The organism is Ochrobactrum sp. Q0168 (assembly GCF_016427605.1).
GTDB lineage: Bacteria > Pseudomonadota > Alphaproteobacteria > Rhizobiales > Rhizobiaceae > Brucella.
Map to the genome: position 1 here is coordinate 23921 of NZ_JAELXQ010000022.1, position 18324 is coordinate 42244.

Below are 18324 nucleotides of genomic sequence, written 5' to 3' on the forward strand. Positions count from 1 at the left end.
TGGAACGGACATGGAATCTTGGAGAATTATCCGCTATAGGGCCTAAGAGCCTGTTCCAAAAGTCGTCCTGTGCGGCTGCAAATGGCAATTTCCTGCGTTCCGGTGCTCACGTACCTTTAAGTACGCTGCGCTCCGGTACTCGAAAATCGCCATTTTCGCGCGCACATGCCGCTTTTTGATTCAGACTCTAAAACGAAGAAGGTGATCGCGATGGAATTCTATCTTCCCACCACGACCGGCGAATGGCTCGCCTGGAGCTCGGCAGCCGTGACCGCCTTTGCGGGCCTCGTCATGCTGTTTGCGCCGGGCATCACCATGAAGCTGTTGCGGTTGCAGCCTATCAATGCGCGACCGGAAGCCTTCAGTTCGATCCGCGCGGTGCTGGGAGGTCCCTATCTCGCTTTGGGACTTGGCGCTCTGATCTTTGCACAGCCCTATCTGTGGATCGTGTTGGGTGTGGCATGGGGCTTTGCGCTGTTCGGTCGCTTCATCTCGATGATGTCCGATAGGGGCGGCACCGTCTATAACTGGTTGGCAGGAATTGTAGAATTCCTTCTGGCCGCCGGACCCTTGCTCTACGCTTTTGGCTTCATCGGTTAACCCTGCGACTTTTTTGATCTCAAAACGCGACAAAACTTACACAAAAGTGCGGGATTCGCGTGTTGCGAGTCCTGTTCGTCTATGCTAGACGGCAATCACATTTCGGTGTTGACGTGCTCGCGCGTCAGTGGTTTTCCGGAAACATTCAATAAAATCATCGGCTTGGCGTCCTGAGCAATAGTGGGCCCCAAAAGGATGGTTTCAACGTAGAGAGCAGGTTGTTCGTGGCTGAAACGTCTTCGCTCATTTCAGGTGTGGCACAGCGTTACGCCGGATCGCTTTTCGAGCTGGCGCTCGAGGCCAAGTCCGTTGCTGCTGTGGAGAAAGATCTTGTTCGTTTCGAGGCGCTTCTGAGCGGAAGCGAGGACCTCAAGCGTCTGATCTCCAGTCCGGTATTTTCTTCGGAAGACCAGCTCCATGCAATCGGCGCCATTGCCGACAAGGCGGGCATCAAGGGTCTGGTGGGAAATCTCCTGCGCGTCGTCGCAGCGAACCGCCGTCTTTTCGCCCTGCCGGGCATCATCGCCGCATTCCACAAGATTGCTGCTGAACATCGCGGAGAAGTTTCCGCCGATGTCACTTCCGCGCATGCGCTGACCGCTGCGCAGGAAAACGAATTGAAGGCAACGCTGAAGAGCGTGGCCGGCAAGGACGTGACGATTAACGTCACCGTCGATCCGTCGATCCTCGGCGGTCTTATCGTCAAGATGGGTTCGCGTCAGATCGACACGTCCCTTCGCACCAAACTATCTTCTCTCAAGCTTGCACTGAAAGAGGTCGGCTGATGGACATCCGCGCTGCGGAAATTTCCGCTATCCTGAAAGAGCAAATCAAGAACTTCGGCAAGGAGGCTGAGGTCTCCGAGGTCGGTCAGGTTCTGTCCGTCGGCGACGGTATTGCTCGCGTCTATGGTCTGGACAATGTTCAGGCTGGTGAAATGGTCGAATTCCCCGGCGGCATTCGCGGCATGGCGCTTAACCTTGAAAACGACAATGTTGGTGTCGTTATCTTCGGTGCCGACCGTGACATCAAGGAAGGCGACGTCGTTAAGCGTACCGGCGCCATCGTTGACGTGCCGGTTGGTCCGGGTCTGCTCGGCCGCGTTGTGGATGCTCTCGGCAATCCGATCGACGGCAAGGGCCCGATCGTTGCTACCGAGCGTCGCCGCGTCGACGTCAAGGCCCCGGGCATCATTCCGCGCAAGTCGGTTCATGAGCCAATGTCGACCGGCCTCAAGGCTGTCGACGCTCTGATCCCGGTTGGTCGCGGTCAGCGCGAGCTGGTCATCGGTGACCGTCAGACCGGCAAGACCGCCATCATTCTCGACACCTTCCTGAACCAGAAGCCGATCCACGACAACGGCCCGGACAGCGAAAAGCTTTATTGCGTTTACGTTGCTATCGGCCAGAAGCGTTCGACGGTTGCTCAGTTCGTCAAGGTTCTCGAAGAGCGCGGCGCACTCGAATATTCGATCGTTATTGCTGCTACCGCTTCCGATCCGGCTCCGATGCAGTATCTCGCTCCGTTCGCAGGCTGCGCAATGGGCGAATACTTCCGTGACAACGGTCAGCATGCTCTCATCGGTTACGACGATCTGTCCAAGCAGGCTGTTGCTTACCGTCAGATGTCGCTGCTGCTTCGTCGTCCTCCGGGCCGTGAAGCTTATCCGGGCGACGTTTTCTATCTGCACTCTCGTCTTCTCGAACGCGCTGCAAAGCTCAACGACGAAAACGGCGCTGGCTCGCTGACGGCTCTGCCGGTCATCGAAACGCAGGGCAACGACGTTTCGGCCTTCATTCCGACCAACGTGATCTCGATCACCGACGGCCAGATCTTCCTCGAAACCAACCTGTTCTATCAGGGTATCCGCCCGGCTGTGAACGTCGGTCTGTCGGTTTCGCGCGTTGGTTCTTCGGCTCAGATCAAGGCCATGAAGCAGGTTGCCGGTTCGATCAAGGGCGAGCTTGCCCAGTATCGTGAAATGGCCGCCTTCGCGCAGTTCGGTTCGGATCTTGATGCCTCGACCCAGCGTTTGCTGAACCGCGGCGCGCGTCTGACCGAGCTTCTCAAGCAGCCGCAGTTCTCGCCGCTCAAGACGGAAGAACAGGTTGCCGTGATTTATGCCGGTGTGAACGGTTATCTCGACAAGATCGCCGTCAACCAGGTTGGCAAGTTCGAAGCAGGTCTTCTTTCTTCGCTGCGCACCGAGCACAAGGATGTGCTGGATGCGATCCGCGATCAGAAGGCGCTCACCGACGACATCAAAGCAAAGCTCAAGGCAGCGGTCGACGCGTTCGCCAAGTCTTTCGCTTGAATTTTGTGACGGGATGAACGGATGCCTTCACTAAAGGATCTGAGAAACCGTATCGCCTCGGTCAAGGCGACGCAGAAAATCACCAAGGCGATGCAGATGGTCGCCGCGGCGAAGCTGCGCCGTGCCCAGGAAGCTGCGGAGGCCGCACGGCCTTACTCGCAGCGCATGGGCGCCGTTCTCGCGAATATCGCGCAGAATGTCAGCGGCGAAGATGCACCGGCATTGATGGCCGGTACGGGTAAGGACGACGTGCATCTGCTCGTCGTCTGCACTGCGGAGCGTGGCCTTTGCGGCGGTTTCAATTCGCAGATCGCACGCCTGGCGCGCGATCATACCCGCAAGCTCCTCGCTGAAGGCAAGACGGTCAAGATCATCACGGTCGGCAAGAAGGGCGCAGATATTCTGCGTCGCGAATTTGCCTCTCTGATCATCGACCACGTCAATCTGCGTGAAGTCAAGCAGCTCGCTTTTGTGCATGCCGACCAGATCGGCCACAAGGTGATCGAGCTGTTCGAGCAAGGCGCGTTTGATGTCTGCACCCTGTTCTATTCCGAATTCAAGTCGGTGATTGCACAGATTCCAACTGCACAGCAGATCATTCCGGCTTCGGCTGGCGATGTTGCGCAGGCGGACACTGCAGGCGATGCGATCTATGAGTACGAACCTGATCCTGCGGCGATCCTGAGCACGCTGATCCCGCGCAATATTTCGGTCCAGATTTTCCGCGCTCTGCTGGAAAATGTGGCGGGCGAAATGGGCGCGAAGATGAGCGCGATGGACAATGCGACGCGTAATGCCGGTGACATGATCAACAAACTGTCGATCACGTATAACCGTCAGCGTCAGGCTCAGATCACCAAGGAACTGATCGAAATCATTTCGGGCGCGGAAGCGCTCTAGGGTTTACCGCATGTTCTTCTCCGAGAAGTCTGCAACTTTTCGGGACCATGCTAACGGAAGGTAAGGATCGATGGCAAAAGCAGCGACCCCGAAAACTACCGCCGCGGCCGAAGCAAAGCCGGCAGCGGCCAAGAAGGCTCCAGCCAAGGCTACACCAGCCAAGGCAGCTGCCGCCAAGTCTCCTGCAGCTCCCAAGGCTGCAACGACCGGCGCAGTCGGCAAGATCACTCAGGTCATCGGCGCTGTTGTCGACGTACAGTTCGAAGACGGTCAGCTGCCGCTGATCCTCAACGCTCTGGAAACCGACAATCTGGGCAACCGGCTGGTTCTCGAAGTTGCGCAGCATCTGGGCGAAAACACCGTTCGCACCATCGCCATGGACTCGACCGAAGGTCTGGTTCGCGGTCACGAAGTGCGCGATACCGGCAACCCGATCATGGTTCCGGTCGGTGAAGAAACGCTCGGCCGCATCATGAACGTCATCGGCGAGCCGGTTGACGAAGCTGGTCCGATCAAGACCACGGCCCGTCGCGCGATCCACCAGGAAGCTCCTGAGTATATCGAACAGTCGACCGAAGCTGAAATCCTGGTCACGGGCATCAAGGTCGTGGACCTTCTCGCTCCTTATGCCAAGGGTGGTAAGATTGGTCTGTTCGGCGGCGCTGGCGTCGGCAAGACCGTTCTCATCATGGAACTGATCAACAACGTCGCCAAGGCGCACGGCGGTTACTCGGTATTCGCAGGCGTTGGTGAACGTACCCGTGAAGGTAACGATCTTTACCATGAAATGATCGAATCGGGCGTTAACAAGCTCGGCGGCGGTGAAGGCTCCAAGGCCGCACTCGTCTACGGTCAGATGAACGAGCCTCCGGGTGCGCGCGCTCGCGTTGCTCTGTCGGGTCTGACGGTTGCTGAAAACTTCCGTGACAAGGGCCAGGACGTTCTGTTCTTCGTGGACAACATCTTCCGCTTCACGCAGGCTGGTTCGGAACTTTCGGCTCTTCTCGGCCGTATTCCTTCCGCTGTGGGTTATCAGCCGACGCTGGCAACCGACATGGGCGCGATGCAAGAACGCATCACCACGACGACCAAGGGTTCGATCACCTCGGTTCAGGCAATTTACGTTCCTGCCGACGATTTGACCGACCCTGCACCGGCAACGTCGTTCGCTCACTTGGACGCGACCACCACGCTGAACCGTTCGATTGCTGAAAAGGGTATTTACCCGGCTGTGGATCCGCTGGAATCCACGTCGCGTATGCTTGACCCGATGATCGTTGGTGAAGAACATTACGCCGTCGCCCGTCAGGTGCAGGCGATCCTGCAGCGCTACAAGGCGCTTCAGGACATCATCGCCATCCTCGGCATGGACGAACTGTCAGAAGACGACAAGCTGACCGTTGCGCGCGCTCGTAAGATCGAACGCTTCCTGTCGCAGCCGTTCTTCGTGGCTGAAGTCTTCACCGGTTCGCCGGGCAAGCTCGTTGCGCTCGAAGACACTATCAAGGGCTTCAAGGGTCTTTGCGCCGGTGAATACGATCATCTTCCGGAACCGGCCTTCTACATGGTCGGCTCGATTGAAGAAGCGATCGAAAAAGCGAAGAAGCTGGCTGCCGAAGCAGCTTGATGAATTGAGTTTCCCGGTGGGCTGTGAGGCCCACCGGGAAAGCCAATCATTTTGTTTAAGCATGTTCTGAAAGTTGTTTTCTGGATCGTGCTTTTGAATTCAAGTGAGAACCATGGCTCAAGCTTTCCAATTCGAACTCGTGTCGCCTGAACGCCTCCTGCTTTCTGCGCAGGTGACGGAAGTCGTCATTCCGGGTAGCGAAGGCTATCTGACGGCTCTCGCCGGTCATTCGCCGCTGATGTCGACGATCATGCCGGGCGTCGTTTCGGTGAAGCTTGCCGACGGCAAGTCCGATTCTTACGTGGTGTTCGGCGGTTTTGCCGATATCACCCCGCAGAGCTGCACCGTGCTGGCCGAATCTGCAACGCATGTCGATGACATCGAGCCGTCGGATATTTCGCGCCGTATCGATGAAGCCCGCAAGGCGCTCGATGATGCGAATTCGCCGGAGCATCGCACCAAGGCGGAAATCTTCCTGCACCAGCTGATGACGCTGCAGGGCGCCGTTATACCGGGCTGATACATTAAAAAACACATATAGTTGGGAAAGCGGACTCGGGTCCGCTTTTCTTTTTTACTTTATTATTTGCGTATATTTTTCTTATTTAAAATTTATTCATGTTCTCGGTTATTTCGGCTTTTTAGTTCAGGCCTCGTGAAGTTCTTATTCTCGCACAACCTAACTCTAGAGGGTTTAAGCTTCACGCTTGCGTGAGTTTTGCGTGCGGCCATTGAAAATGAACCGAGGGCCATTTATCCAGAAACACAATCGTTAGTTTACTAATATATAAAGGCATCGGATATGAGCACGACAGATCTCAGAGCAGAAATGATTGATGCCATGGCGAAGGTGAACCGCAGGCTTCGCACCGTATTTGACGCCAGGGTGAAAGAGCGGGGCCTGACATTGGCCCGCGCCCGCACGCTGCTGGCCCTGATTGAACAGGAAGGTCTTTATCAAAAGGAACTGGCTGAAACGCTGGAGATCGAGAATGCGACCATGGTTCGCCTTCTGGATGGTCTGGAGCGCCAGTCCTTCATAGAACGTCAGACAGTGGAGGGTGATCGCCGCGCCAAGCGCGTCGTGATGACCGAAGAGGGCAAGGTGCTGGCGGAGCAGGTGGAGAAACTCGCCGATGCCGTGCGCGAGGACCTGCTGGAAGGTGTCTCAGACGAAGAATTGAGCATTGCTCTGAACGTGCTGCGCAAAATGTCGGAATCGATGAACAAGACGCATTGAGCGCCAATCTCTTCGCACGACAATCAGCCGGGGCCCGCGCTCCGGCTTTTTCCTTTTCTCACGGCTTTGTGAAAACCTGCCCCAAAGCTGGTCGGCTTGCGCCATCTTTCGGTCGCCCGTACACCGTTCACTGCACCCACGATTTTGCGGGGGAGTAAGTATCGCGGAGGGCTATGCCTTCCAGCCACCACGAAGAGCGCTTGACGAGACCCTACGGTCCTGATGTGCTCCAACTGACGGGAGCGTCGGAAATGCGTTATTCGTCTCAGACTCTTCTCGGTCTCATGGCCATTCTTTCCATCGTCTCGGTGCAGGTGGGCGATATGCGCCACGGCACCCGCCATTCCTATGCGCTGGCGCTCAACGATGTGAATACGGATGACGGCATGGTTTTCGACACCAACGCATCCGCTTCGTTCGACGTGGCGACGGAACGTTCGCGGAAAAATATTGTTCTGCGTTGAGCCGTCAGGTCAGGGTGCAAGCGTGCGCAGATATTCCATCAGCTCACTTGCCGTATTGCTGGCGCGTTCCGGTTCTCGGGACACGATGGCTTCGATGAGCGCCGCATGGGCATTGGCGGAACCGGTAATGCTGGCCGATGGCCGCAAGCGGAACCAGAACCGACGGCTATGCGTCTGAAGCGGGGCCGCGAGACGGGTCGCATAAGGATTATTGGCCGCCGAGCCAAGCACGATGTCAAAGGCCTTGTCGGCATCAAGAAATGACTGCACATCCTCGTCCGGGATTGCCTGCCGCATGGCAGCCGCTGCCGCTTCCAGCCGTTGATAATCGCGTGGGCTGCCGAAGCGGGCGGCGTCGCGCGCCAATACACGTTCAACACCTTCGCGGGCGTCCAGCACCTTGGCAAAATCCTTCGGATCAATCGGCGCAATCGCAATGCCGGAGCGGGGGCGCACTTCCATCAACCCTTCCCAGGCAAGGCGCTGAATAGCTTCACGCAGTGGTGTGCGGCCCATGCCGGTCAGCTCGATCAACGTTCGTTCGTTGACCACTACGCCCGGCTCGAGCTCAAGCGTCACAATCATGCGTTCCAGCGTGCGATAGGCCTGTTCGGCAAGACTCTCGCCGCTCAGACTGTCAATAGCTGTTGCCTGTTTGCCGGTGGCGCTTCTGATTGACCGTTCGCGGAGGCTTGTCTGTGTCATGTGGTTCAATGTCTTCTATGATGGCAATTGACAGGAAACAATCTTACAAATATATCTCTGATATATCAATATCGACCAAGGTGATAACCTGCGGCACCCGATCTTGCGTTAACCGGGTTTCGGCATAGTGTTATTCCAAAAATTTGTTAGACGGGCTGGCGCCCCGATTTAAAAGTCGCTCCAAGGCTCCATTGGTGATGAAGCCTTGATCTGAATCGGTGGGGAGCCGCAAAAAGCATGAAATCTGATCCCAAAGAACAACTGAAAATGGGACAGCAGGATATTGTTATCATCGGTGGCGGCATCGTCGGTTCTGTGACGGCTGCACTGCTGGCGGAAGCCGGGCGCGATGTGCTGGTCATTGATCGCACCGGCATCTGCGAGGAAACGAGTTCTGGCAATGCTGCGGCGCTTGCTTTCTCCGAAATTCTGCCGCTGGCTTCCAAGGGTGTCATGCGCAAGGTGCCGGGCTGGCTGATGGACCCGCTGGGGCCTTTCTCCATTCGCCCGTCCTATTTCCCGAAAATGGTGCCGTGGCTCTATCAGTTCTGGCGCGCCAGCAGCGCTCATGCGCTGGAGAAAACCGCTGTCACGCAGGCCAATATCATGCGGCTTGCGGCAAGCGAAATGCTGGCGCTGATCGACCGCGCCGATTTGCGCGACCGTTTGCAGGAAAACGGCAATCTGGAACTTTATGAAAGCGAAGCCGAGCTGAATGCCGCTCTGCCGAGCTGGGATATTCGCGAGAAAGCCGGCATTGCGCATGAGCATGTGCATGGGGCAAGGCTGGCAGAATTGCAGCCGGGCCTCAGCCCGCGTATCGTGGCCGGAACCTTCGTGCCGGGCTGGAAAAATGTCAGTGATCCGAAACTGTTCGGCCAGGCTGTCTGGGCCTATGCGGAACGCCTCGGTGCCCGTTTCCTGAAGGCGAAAGTGACGAGCGCCCGCCCGGCGGATAGCGGCGCGCATGTGCGTCTTGAAGACGGCACGGAAATCAGCGCGAAGAACCTCATCATAATGACAGGTGCCTTCTCGCGCGAATTCGCCAAGGGGTTTGGCGATGCAGTGCCGCTCGATACCGAACGCGGTTACAACACCACTTTGCCGGTGGGCGCTTTCGACGTAAAGCGACAACTCACTTTCCCCAGCCATGGTTTCGTCGTCACGCCCATGGCGACAGGATTGCGCGTTGGCGGCGCGGTTGAATTTGGTGGGCTCGATCTGCCGCCGAATTATGCGCGCTCCAAAGCCATGCTCACCAAGGCGTCCCGCTTCCTTCCCGGGCTCAAGACCGAGGGCGGACGCGAATGGATGGGCTATCGTCCTTCCATTCCGGATTCGGTGCCGGTCATTGGCCGCGCCTCGTCGGGCGGAAATATTTTCTATGGCTTCGGCCATGGCCATCTCGGCCTCACGCAATCCGCAGCGACCGGACGCTTGATCCGCGACCTGATCACCGGGGCGAAGCCTGCAATCGACATCGAACCATTCAAACCTCAACGTTTTCGGAACTGACCATCATGGCAAGACATTCCTTTTTCTGTGTCGACGGACATACCTGCGGCAACCCTGTGCGCCTGGTGGCTGGCGGCGGTCCGAACCTCGAAGGTTCGACCATGATGGAGAAACGGGCGCATTTTCTGCGCGAGTTTGACTGGATCCGTACCGGCTTGATGTTCGAACCGCGCGGCCACGACATGATGTCTGGCTCGATCCTCTATCCGCCGACGCGCCCGGACTGCGATGTTGCGGTGCTGTTCATCGAGACCTCGGGTTGCCTGCCCATGTGCGGTCACGGCACTATAGGTACGGTGACCATGGCGATCGAGCAGGGCCTCGTGACACCGAAGACGCCGGGCAAGCTCAATCTCGACACGCCAGCAGGTCTCGTTGCCATCGAATATGAGCAGAACGGCCAATACGTAGAGCGCGTGCGCCTCACCAATGTTCCGGCTTTCCTTTATGCGGAAGGCTTGGAAGTGGAATGCCCTGATCTCGGCACGCTCAAGGTCGATGTAGCCTATGGCGGCAATTTCTACGCCATCGTCGAACCGCAGGATAATTACACCGATATGGCTGATTACAGCGCCCTGCAGCTGATCGCCTGGAGCCCGGTTTTGCGGCAGCGTCTCAACGAGAAATACAAGTTCCAGCATCCGCTGCTCGCTGATATCAATCGTCTGTCGCATATTCTATGGACCGGCAAACCGACTAAGCCGGAAGCTCATGCCCGCAACGCCGTCTTCTATGGCGACAAGGCTATCGACCGTTCGCCTTGCGGCACCGGCACTTCGGCGCGCATGGCGCAACTGGCCGCCAAGGGCAAGCTGAAGCCCGGCGACGAATTTGTGCATGAATCCATCATTGGTTCGCTGTTCCACGGTCGCGTCGAGCGCGCCGTGGAAGTCACAGGCCCTGCGACGGGACAGGATACGGTCCTGCCGGGGATTATCCCGTCAATTGCGGGCTGGGCACGGATGACCGGTTATAATACCATCTTCATTGATGATCGGGATCCGTTTGCTCACGGCTTCACAGTTGCGTAAAACGGGTACGGTTGGTCAAAAGCGGCCGACCACCCAATTTCTTGCCTTTTGAGGCTTCGGGGAAAACATGGGATAAGGCGTCCGTTTCGGTAGAAAAGGACGCGAAAAGGGCGTTTAGTAGGGGACATAACTGGTTTGCGGAAGGATGAAGCAATTAGTCTTTTGTTTAAGACGAAAGGGGCTTGCATTCCCTGATGCAGCCGTTAGGTGTAATCGACCGGGAAAAAAATGAGGGTGCACGAAATAATGATGCGCCAATAAGATTCCGGCTTGTTAAATGGGTGGCTTTTCGATGGAATATTTCCTCCAGCAGGTGATCAACGGGCTTGCGCTCGGTTCGATCTATGGCCTGATCGCCATCGGCTACACGATGGTCTATGGTATCATCGGCATGATCAACTTTGCTCATGGCGATGTCTTTATGCTCGGTGCCTTTATGGCGCTGATCGTTTTTCTCATCATCACGACTTTCATCGGTGCGCTGCCGATCGCGCTGCTTCTGCTTCTGATGATGGTGGTCGCAATGCTCATGACGGGCTTGTGGAGCTGGACGATCGAGCGCGTGGCTTACCGGCCGCTGCGCGGTTCGTTCCGCCTTGCACCGCTGATTACGGCAATCGGCATGTCGATCGCTTTGTCCAACTTCGTCCAGGTGACGCAGGGTCCGCGCAACAAGCCGGTTCCACAGCTCCTGAATGGTTCGTACAGCCTGTTTGGCACCAATGTCACGATTTCGCTCAAGCAGATCGTCGTCATCGTGGTAACGGCTGTGTTGCTGACGATCTTCTGGTACATCGTCAATCGCACATCGCTCGGTCGAGCACAGCGCGCCTGTGAGCAGGATCGCAAGATGGCCGCACTTCTCGGCATTAATGTCGACCGCGTGATTTCGCTGACCTTCGTGATGGGTGCCATGCTCGCAGCCGTTGCCGGTACGCTTTACCTGTCCTTCTACGGGGTAATCTCCTTCGCCGACGGGTTTATCCCCGGCGTCAAGGCGTTCACTGCCGCGGTTCTGGGCGGTATCGGTTCGCTTCCGGGTGCGGTTGTCGGCGGTCTTTTGATCGGTCTGATTGAGGCGCTCTGGTCGGCTTATTTCTCGATTGACTACAAGGATGTCGCGGCGTTTTCGATCCTGGCCATCGTGCTGATCTTCATGCCGTCGGGTATTCTTGGCCGTCCTGAAGTCGAAAAGGTGTAATCATGGCTGTACAGTCGAGTTCACGCCCGGATTCCCTTTTTGGCCGGGCCATTCGCGAAGGTATCATCGCCGGTCTTCTGGCGCTGGGCCTCTTCGTCCTGATCATCGGTTTCAAAACCGAGCAGAACATCAACAACGAGCTGGTGCTGGTACAGCGCTGGGGCGCTCTGGCGGTCATGGTGGCGCTGGCGGCAGTGGGACGCTTCCTGTTTGTCGCGTTTCTGCAGCCGCAGCTGGAGGCGCGCAAGCTCGCCAAGAGCAAGCGTACGGTGGACGCCTCAGAAGGCCAGTCGTTCTTCCGCACCCATTTCTCCAAGCTTGGCGTCGCCTTTCTCTTTGCCTATCCGATCCTGATCGTTCTGGCACTGGGCTGGCAGGGGTCGCTCAAATGGGTGGATAATTTTGGCGTCCAGATCCTCATCTATGTGATGCTGGCCTGGGGGCTCAACATCGTCGTCGGTCTCGCCGGTCTTCTCGATCTCGGCTATGTGGCCTTCTACGCTGTCGGCGCTTATTCCTACGCGATCCTGTCCAGCTATTTCGGCCTGTCGTTCTGGGTGCTGCTGCCCATTGCAGGCATTCTGGCTGCGACATGGGGCGTTGTTCTGGGTTTCCCGGTCTTACGTCTGCGCGGCGATTATCTCGCTATCGTGACGCTCGCTTTCGGTGAAATCATCCGCCTGGTGCTCATCAACTGGACCGATCTCACCAAGGGCACGTTCGGTATTTCGGGCATTGCCAAGGCAACCTTCTTCGGTCTGCCGTTCAAGGCGGGTCCGGATGGTTTTGCCGCCCATATGGGCCTGACCTTCTCGCCGGCGCATTACAAGTTCTTCCTCTATTACGTCATTTTGCTGCTGGCGCTTCTGACCGCGTGGGTCACGATCCGTCTGCGCCGAATGCCGGTTGGCCGCGCATGGGAAGCGCTGCGTGAGGACGAAATCGCCTGCCGTTCGCTCGGCATCAACACCACGACCACCAAGCTCACGGCTTTTGCCACGGGCGCGATGTTCGGCGGTTTTGCAGGCTCGTTCTTCGCAGCACGCCAGGGCTTTGTGAGCCCGGAATCCTTCGTGTTCCTTGAATCCGCAGTTATCCTCGCCATCGTCGTTCTCGGCGGCATGGGATCGCTCGTCGGTATCGCCATCGCTGCGGTCGTCATGATCGGCGGCACGGAAATCCTGCGTGAAATGGGCTTCCTGAAGGCGATTTTCGGTCCCGACTTCACACCGGAACTCTATCGCATGCTCATCTTCGGCCTCGCTATGGTGGTCGTCATGGTCTGGAAACCGCGTGGCTTTGTCGGAAGCCGGGAACCAAGCGCGTTCCTGCATGCAAAGAAGATGGTGTCGGGTGCCTTTACCAAGGAAGGGCACGGCTGATGGCGGAGACAGCGACAATGTCTGACAATGTTCAAAAGAGCTTGGTTCAGAAAGACACCGTTCTTCAGGTTGAGCATCTGTCGATGCGCTTCGGTGGCCTCGTCGCCATCAACGATCTGAGCTTCGATGTGAAGCGTGGTGATATTACCGCGCTCATCGGCCCGAACGGTGCCGGTAAAACGACGGTCTTCAACTGCATCACGGGCTTCTACAAGCCGACGGGCGGTATGTTGACCATGCATCGGAACACGGGAGACACTTTCCTTCTGGAACGTCTTCCGGATTTCCAGATTACCAAACAGGCCAAGGTGGCGCGTACGTTCCAGAATATTCGCCTGTTTTCAGGTCTGACCGTTTTGGAAAACCTGCTCGTCGCCCAGCACAACACGCTGATGCGCTCGTCGGGTTACACGATCCTCGGGCTCCTGGGTCTTCCGGGCTACAAGAAGGCAGCCAAGGAAGCCATTGAAAAGGCGCGTTACTGGCTGGACAAGATCAACCTCACTGCACGTGCGGATGATCCGGCTGGCGATCTGCCTTATGGCGATCAGCGCCGTCTGGAAATCGCCCGCGCCATGTGCACCGAGCCAGAAATTCTCTGTCTCGACGAACCGGCAGCAGGTCTCAATCCGCGCGAGTCGGCTGAGCTGAACAAGCTTTTGCTGGACATTCGCAAGGAAACGGGAACCTCGCTGCTGTTGATCGAGCACGATATGTCGGTGGTGATGGAAATTTCCGACCACGTGATCGTGCTGGAATATGGCACCAAGATTTCTGACGGTACGCCGGAAGAAGTCCGCAACGATCCGCGCGTCATTGCCGCTTATCTCGGCGTTGACGATGAGGAAATCGCCGAGCTGATCGATGAGGCCGACAAGCCCGGCACGGGCGATCCCGCCAATTTCATCGCGGCGCAGCTTGCTGAAGAGGTGATCCAACAGGAAAAGGCTGCGGAAGTTGCCCGCCTTGCCGGTGGATTGGAAGCGCCGCGCGATGGCAAGGCCGACAATCTGACGCTTGTGAAGGGCATCGGTGCCGTCAACGAAAAGAAGCTGAACGAACACGGCATCTATCATTTCGATCAGATCGCCGCATGGTCCGAAGCCGATATCGCACAGGCCGAAACCTATCTGGAATTTGACGGCCGCATCGCCCGGGAAGATTGGGTGGGGCAGGCAAGGCAACTGGCCGCCGGACAGGTGACCGAATTCTCGAGCCGCGTCGAAGCCGGTGATGTTCCGACGAGCCACAAGACCGCTCCCGCAAAGGCGCCGCGCAGCCGTAAAGCTCCGGCCAAGCCGAAGAAGGGAGGCGAATGATGCAGGCAGAAACCATGCAGAAAAAGCAACCGCTTCTGGCCGTTGAAAAAGTCGAGACCTATTACGGTAACATCTGTGCGCTGAAGGGCATCGACCTGACAGTGGACGAGGGCGAAATCGTCGCCCTGATCGGTGCCAACGGCGCGGGCAAGTCCACGCTGATGATGACGATTTTCGGTTCGCCGAAAGCGCGCACCGGTCGTATTCTCTTCAATGGCAAGGACATTACGTCCATGCCGCCGCACGAGATTGCGAAGCTGCGTATCGCGCAGTCGCCGGAAGGTCGCCGGATTTTCCCGCGCATGACGGTTCTCGAAAATCTCCAGATGGGCGCGAGCCTCGATCATCAGCAGTACTTCGATGAAGACGTGAAGCTGATGTTCGATCTGTTCCCGCGTCTGAAGGAACGCATCAATCAGCGCGGCGGCACGTTGTCGGGCGGCGAGCAGCAGATGCTGGCCATCGCGCGCGCTCTGATGGCGCGTCCGAAGCTTCTGCTTCTTGATGAGCCGTCGCTTGGTCTCGCACCGCTGATCGTCAAGCAGATCTTTGAGGCGATCAAGGAACTGAACCGCACACAGGGCCTCACGGTATTCCTCGTCGAGCAGAACGCATTTGGTGCGCTCAAGCTTGCCGACCGCGGCTATGTCATGGTCAACGGATCGATCACGATGAGCGGCTCGGGCCGCGATCTTCTGGCCGATCCGGAAGTGCGCGCCGCCTATCTCGAAGGCGGAAGGCATTAAGGAGAAAGTCATGCAGGGTATTCTCTACGAAGAACCGTCTTTCTGGCTGTTTTTCCTCATCACATGCGCGCTGGGTGGCTGGGCCGCCTGGATGACGGGCCGCGCCTGCGCGCAGACCTGGCGCAGCCTGCCGCAGCTTCTGGTCTATCTGATCCCGCTGGGCGCGGCTGTGCGTTTCATCCACTTCGCACTGTTTGAGGGAACGTTGCTTTCGTTCCACTATTATCTGGTGGACACGATCGTGCTGATGATCATCGGTTCGATCGGCTTTCAATTTACGCGCACCAAGCAAATGGTGCGGCAATATGGCTGGCTTTATGAAAAAGCTTCGCCGCTGAGCTGGAAAGCAAAATAATTCGAAGCTTCGCCGTCCGCGGCGAAGCTTTTTTTAAAAGATCACGTTGACAGTATCATGATTCAGCGTAGATATTGCTGAGTATTCAGCAAGATAATAAGGCGATGCTGAAACATCGCTTCGGGGTAAATACAAGGATGGGAGTTCCAAAAATGAAGAAGTATCTTTTTTCGGGCGTGGCTCTTGCTGCTGTGATGGCTTTTGGCGGCTCTGCATGGGCTGATGTACTTCTGGGTATCGGTGCGCCGCTGACCGGCCCGAATGCCGTTTATGGTGCGCAGATCCAGAAAGGCGCTGAAGCCGCCGTCAAGGAAATCAACGATGCTGGCGGCATCAATGGCGAGAAGATCGCTATTACGCTTGGTGACGACGTTTCGGATCCGAAGCAGGGCATTTCGGTTGCCAACAAGTTCGCTGCCGATGGCGTGAAGTATGTTGTCGGCCACTTCAACTCGGGCGTTTCGATTCCGGCTTCGGAAGTCTATGCCGAAAACGGCATTCTCGAAATTTCGCCTGCGGCAACCAACCCGGTCTACACCGAGCGTCAGCTGTGGAACACGTTCCGCACCTGCGGTCGTGATGACCAACAAGGGATCGTTGCCGGCCAGTACATCTTCGACAATTTCAAGGATGCGAAGATCGCCGTCATCCACGACAAGACCCCCTATGGTCAGGGCCTTGCCGACGAAACCAAGAAGAAGCTCAACGCGCTTGGCGCCAAGGAAGCCCTTTATGAAGGCGTGAACGTCGGCGAAAAGGATTTCTCGGCCTTGATCGCCAAGCTCAAGCAGGCTGGCGTGACGGTCGTGTACTGGGGAGGTCTCCATCCGGAAGCCGGTCTGATCATCCGTCAGATGGCTGACCAGGGCCTCAAGGCTCAGTTCATTTCGGGCGACGGTATCGTGTCGAACGAACTGGCCTCGATTGCTGGCGATGCTGTTGCCGGTACGCTGAACACCTTCGGCCCGGATCCGCGCAACAACCCGGACAATGCCGACCTCGTGAAGAAGTTCCGCGATGCTGGCTTCGAGCCGGAAGCCTACACGCTCTACTCCTATGCGGCCGTTCAGTCGCTTGCTCAGGCCGCCAAGGCTGCAGCCAGCAACGACCCGCAGGAAGTTGCGAAGGCGCTGAAGGCAAAGGGTCCGTTCAAGACCGTGCTCGGCGATATTTCCTATGATGAAAAGGGCGATCCGAAGCTCCCAGGCTACGTTATGTACAAGTGGGAAAAGGGCGCTGACGGGAAATATACCTACATTCAGCAGAAGTAAAAACGCAGCATTATTGCGTAATCGGAGATGCCCGGCCATTGCGCCGGGCATTTTTGCTTTCTGCTGTCTGATATAGGATTGTAAAAAGTAGGAAGGCCTTACTGAAAGAGGGAGTCGTTATACGCTGATAGGAGCGAGCGTTTAGCTCGAGGGAATAGTCATTTAAAACAATGGCTTATTTCAAGCCTGACGAGCTTGCTTCGCAAGGCGCACCGGTGTCGCATAACCTCATGCGGAAAACGCTGAAAGTAGTCTATTTCTACGCTTTACTTTTTTGGCTCTGCGAATTTACCTATCCAGGTGATTTCGCGTAGTGTGATTCTCTATGCTCAATCTCGCCTTCTGGGGAGAAGGCCGGTCGAATGGGCGGAGGTACTTCATTTTCTCCCAGTCGCATTCGCAGCGGAATGCAAAATGACCGGTTTCTTTCGACATAAAGATACAGGGCAGGGCCCGCGGCTTGGATGTCGCTGGAGCGCTCGAAGTGGGAGTAATCGAAATGAAAAAGTCTTTGTTCTGCGGCGTTTGCCTTTCGGCTCTGGTCGCTTTTGGCGGCGCAGCCTTTGCCGATGTCATGCTCGGTGTTGGCGCGCCTCTGACCGGTAGTCAGGCGGCCTTTGGCGAACAGATCAAGCGCGGCGTCGAAGCCGCTGTCGCGGAAGCCAATGCCAAGGGCGGCATGAATGGCGAAAAGATCAGCATCGTCTATGGCGATGATGCCGCCGACCCGAAGCAGGGCATTTCGGTTGCGAACAAGTTTGTTGGTGATGGCGTGCAGTTTGTCATCGGACACTTCAATTCCGGCGTCAGCATTCCGACCTCGGATATCTATGCCGAAAACGGCGTGCTGATGATCGCACCGGGCACCACCAACCCGACCTTTACCGAGCGTGAACTGTGGAACACCTTCCGCACCTGCCGTCGTGACGACCAGCAGGGTATCGTCGCCGGAAAATACATGGCCGACCATTACAAGGACGGCAAGGTCGCGATCCTGCACGACAAGACGCCTTATGGTCAGGGCCTCGCCGATGAGACCAAGAAGTCGCTCAACGAGAGCGGCATGAAGGAAACGCTTTATGAAGGCGTGAACCAGGGCGACAAGGATTTTTCGGCGCTGATTTCCAAGATGAAGGCTGCGGGCATTACCGCTGTCTATTGGGGCGGCATGCATCCGGAAGCTGGTCTTCTGATCCGTCAGATGGCCGATCAGGGCCTCAAGGCGCAGTTCATCTCGGGTGACGGCATCGTCTCCAACGAGCTGGCTTCGATTGCCGGTGATGCAGTGGCCGGTGTCATGAACACCTTCGGCCCGGACCCGCGCGACGACAAGGCGAACGCAGACCTCATCAAGGCATTCCGCGACAAGGGCTTTGAGCCGGAAGCCTATACTTTCTACGCTTATGCCGGTGTGCAGTCGCTGGTGAGCGCCGCCAATGCAGCAGGCAGCAACGATCCGCAGGAAGTTGCGACGGCGATGAAGGATAAGGGTCCGTTCAAGACCGTGCTGGGTGAAATCTCCTTCGACAAGAAGGGCGATCCGAGCCTGTCGCCTTACGTCATGTTCGAATGGCGCAAGGGTCAAGATGGTAAGTACAATTACTTCCAGAAGTGATCTTGCCTGATATATTGGCAAAAATTGCTGTAATTTTAA

The 18324-nt window shown here is 56.9% G+C and carries 18 protein-coding genes; 17 read left to right on the plus strand and 1 reads right to left on the minus strand.

What is annotated here, in order from left to right; genetic code table 11:
• Positions 1–210 precede the first annotated feature (210 nt).
• The 8 genes from JAU75_RS22050 (at position 211) to JAU75_RS22085 (ending at position 7145) form a co-directional block, all read left to right on the plus strand.
• Positions 211–600: a DUF4345 domain-containing protein gene (locus JAU75_RS22050; RefSeq protein WP_199058637.1), complete on the plus strand. Its 390-nt coding sequence runs from the start codon at positions 211–213 to the stop codon at positions 598–600.
• 224 nt (positions 601–824) lie between these two features.
• Complete coding sequence (locus JAU75_RS22055) at positions 825–1385, plus strand: F0F1 ATP synthase subunit delta (RefSeq protein WP_109370319.1); 561 nt, start codon at positions 825–827, stop codon at positions 1383–1385.
• On the plus strand, positions 1385–2914 hold the full coding sequence (gene atpA / locus JAU75_RS22060; RefSeq protein WP_199058638.1) for a F0F1 ATP synthase subunit alpha: 1530 nt from the start codon (positions 1385–1387) through the stop codon (positions 2912–2914). Before JAU75_RS22055 ends, atpA begins: the two co-directional genes overlap by 1 nt.
• A 21-nt stretch (positions 2915–2935) precedes the next feature.
• Positions 2936–3814 (plus strand): F0F1 ATP synthase subunit gamma, encoded by an 879-nt coding sequence (locus JAU75_RS22065; RefSeq protein ID WP_078339549.1) that lies wholly within the window; start codon positions 2936–2938, stop codon positions 3812–3814.
• Positions 3815–3884: 70 nt separating this feature from the next.
• Positions 3885–5441 carry a F0F1 ATP synthase subunit beta gene (atpD, locus tag JAU75_RS22070; protein ID WP_199058639.1) on the plus strand — a complete coding sequence of 519 codons (1557 nt, stop codon included), beginning with the start codon at positions 3885–3887 and terminating at the stop codon, positions 5439–5441.
• A gap of 112 nt (positions 5442–5553) precedes the next feature.
• Entirely contained in the window at positions 5554–5961 is a 408-nt protein-coding gene (locus JAU75_RS22075; protein ID WP_199058640.1) for a F0F1 ATP synthase subunit epsilon, read from the plus strand.
• Between the two features lie 282 nt (positions 5962–6243).
• Positions 6244–6681, plus strand: coding sequence for a MarR family transcriptional regulator (locus JAU75_RS22080; RefSeq protein WP_199058641.1), 438 nt, complete (start codon positions 6244–6246; stop codon positions 6679–6681).
• A gap of 251 nt (positions 6682–6932) precedes the next feature.
• Positions 6933–7145, plus strand: a complete 213-nt coding sequence (locus JAU75_RS22085; RefSeq protein WP_199058642.1) for a hypothetical protein — start codon at positions 6933–6935, stop codon at positions 7143–7145.
• A 9-nt stretch (positions 7146–7154) separates the two neighbouring features.
• On the opposite strand, the gene JAU75_RS22090 is transcribed toward JAU75_RS22085, so the two are convergent.
• Positions 7155–7850: a GntR family transcriptional regulator gene (locus JAU75_RS22090; RefSeq protein ID WP_199058643.1), complete on the minus strand. Its 696-nt coding sequence runs from the start codon at positions 7848–7850 to the stop codon at positions 7155–7157.
• 237 nt (positions 7851–8087) lie between these two features.
• Here JAU75_RS22090 and JAU75_RS22095 point away from each other — a divergent pair, with 237 nt between their 5' ends.
• The 9 genes from JAU75_RS22095 (at position 8088) to JAU75_RS22135 (ending at position 18285) form a co-directional block, all read left to right on the plus strand.
• Entirely contained in the window at positions 8088–9365 is a 1278-nt protein-coding gene (locus JAU75_RS22095) for an FAD-binding oxidoreductase (RefSeq protein WP_199058644.1), read from the plus strand.
• A gap of 5 nt (positions 9366–9370) precedes the next feature.
• Complete coding sequence (locus JAU75_RS22100; RefSeq protein WP_199058645.1) at positions 9371–10396, plus strand: 4-hydroxyproline epimerase; 1026 nt, start codon at positions 9371–9373, stop codon at positions 10394–10396.
• Between the two features lie 292 nt (positions 10397–10688).
• On the plus strand, positions 10689–11597 hold the full coding sequence (locus tag JAU75_RS22105; RefSeq protein ID WP_199058664.1) for a branched-chain amino acid ABC transporter permease LivH: 909 nt from the start codon (positions 10689–10691) through the stop codon (positions 11595–11597).
• A gap of 2 nt (positions 11598–11599) precedes the next feature.
• Positions 11600–12979, plus strand: a complete 1380-nt coding sequence (livM, locus tag JAU75_RS22110) for a high-affinity branched-chain amino acid ABC transporter permease LivM (RefSeq protein ID WP_199058646.1) — start codon at positions 11600–11602, stop codon at positions 12977–12979.
• Positions 12979–14298, plus strand: coding sequence for an ATP-binding cassette domain-containing protein (locus tag JAU75_RS22115; RefSeq protein WP_199058647.1), 1320 nt, complete (start codon positions 12979–12981; stop codon positions 14296–14298). The genes livM and JAU75_RS22115 overlap by 1 nt, the downstream gene beginning before the upstream one ends.
• Positions 14298–15044, plus strand: a complete 747-nt coding sequence (locus JAU75_RS22120) for an ABC transporter ATP-binding protein (protein WP_199058648.1) — start codon at positions 14298–14300, stop codon at positions 15042–15044. Before JAU75_RS22115 ends, JAU75_RS22120 begins: the two co-directional genes overlap by 1 nt.
• A 10-nt stretch (positions 15045–15054) precedes the next feature.
• Positions 15055–15399, plus strand: coding sequence for a DUF6867 family protein (locus JAU75_RS22125; protein ID WP_199058649.1), 345 nt, complete (start codon positions 15055–15057; stop codon positions 15397–15399).
• A 152-nt stretch (positions 15400–15551) separates the two neighbouring features.
• Complete coding sequence (locus tag JAU75_RS22130; protein ID WP_199058650.1) at positions 15552–16670, plus strand: branched-chain amino acid ABC transporter substrate-binding protein; 1119 nt, start codon at positions 15552–15554, stop codon at positions 16668–16670.
• Positions 16671–17169: 499 nt separating this feature from the next.
• Complete coding sequence (locus JAU75_RS22135) at positions 17170–18285, plus strand: branched-chain amino acid ABC transporter substrate-binding protein (RefSeq protein ID WP_199058651.1); 1116 nt, start codon at positions 17170–17172, stop codon at positions 18283–18285.
• Positions 18286–18324 lie beyond the last annotated feature (39 nt).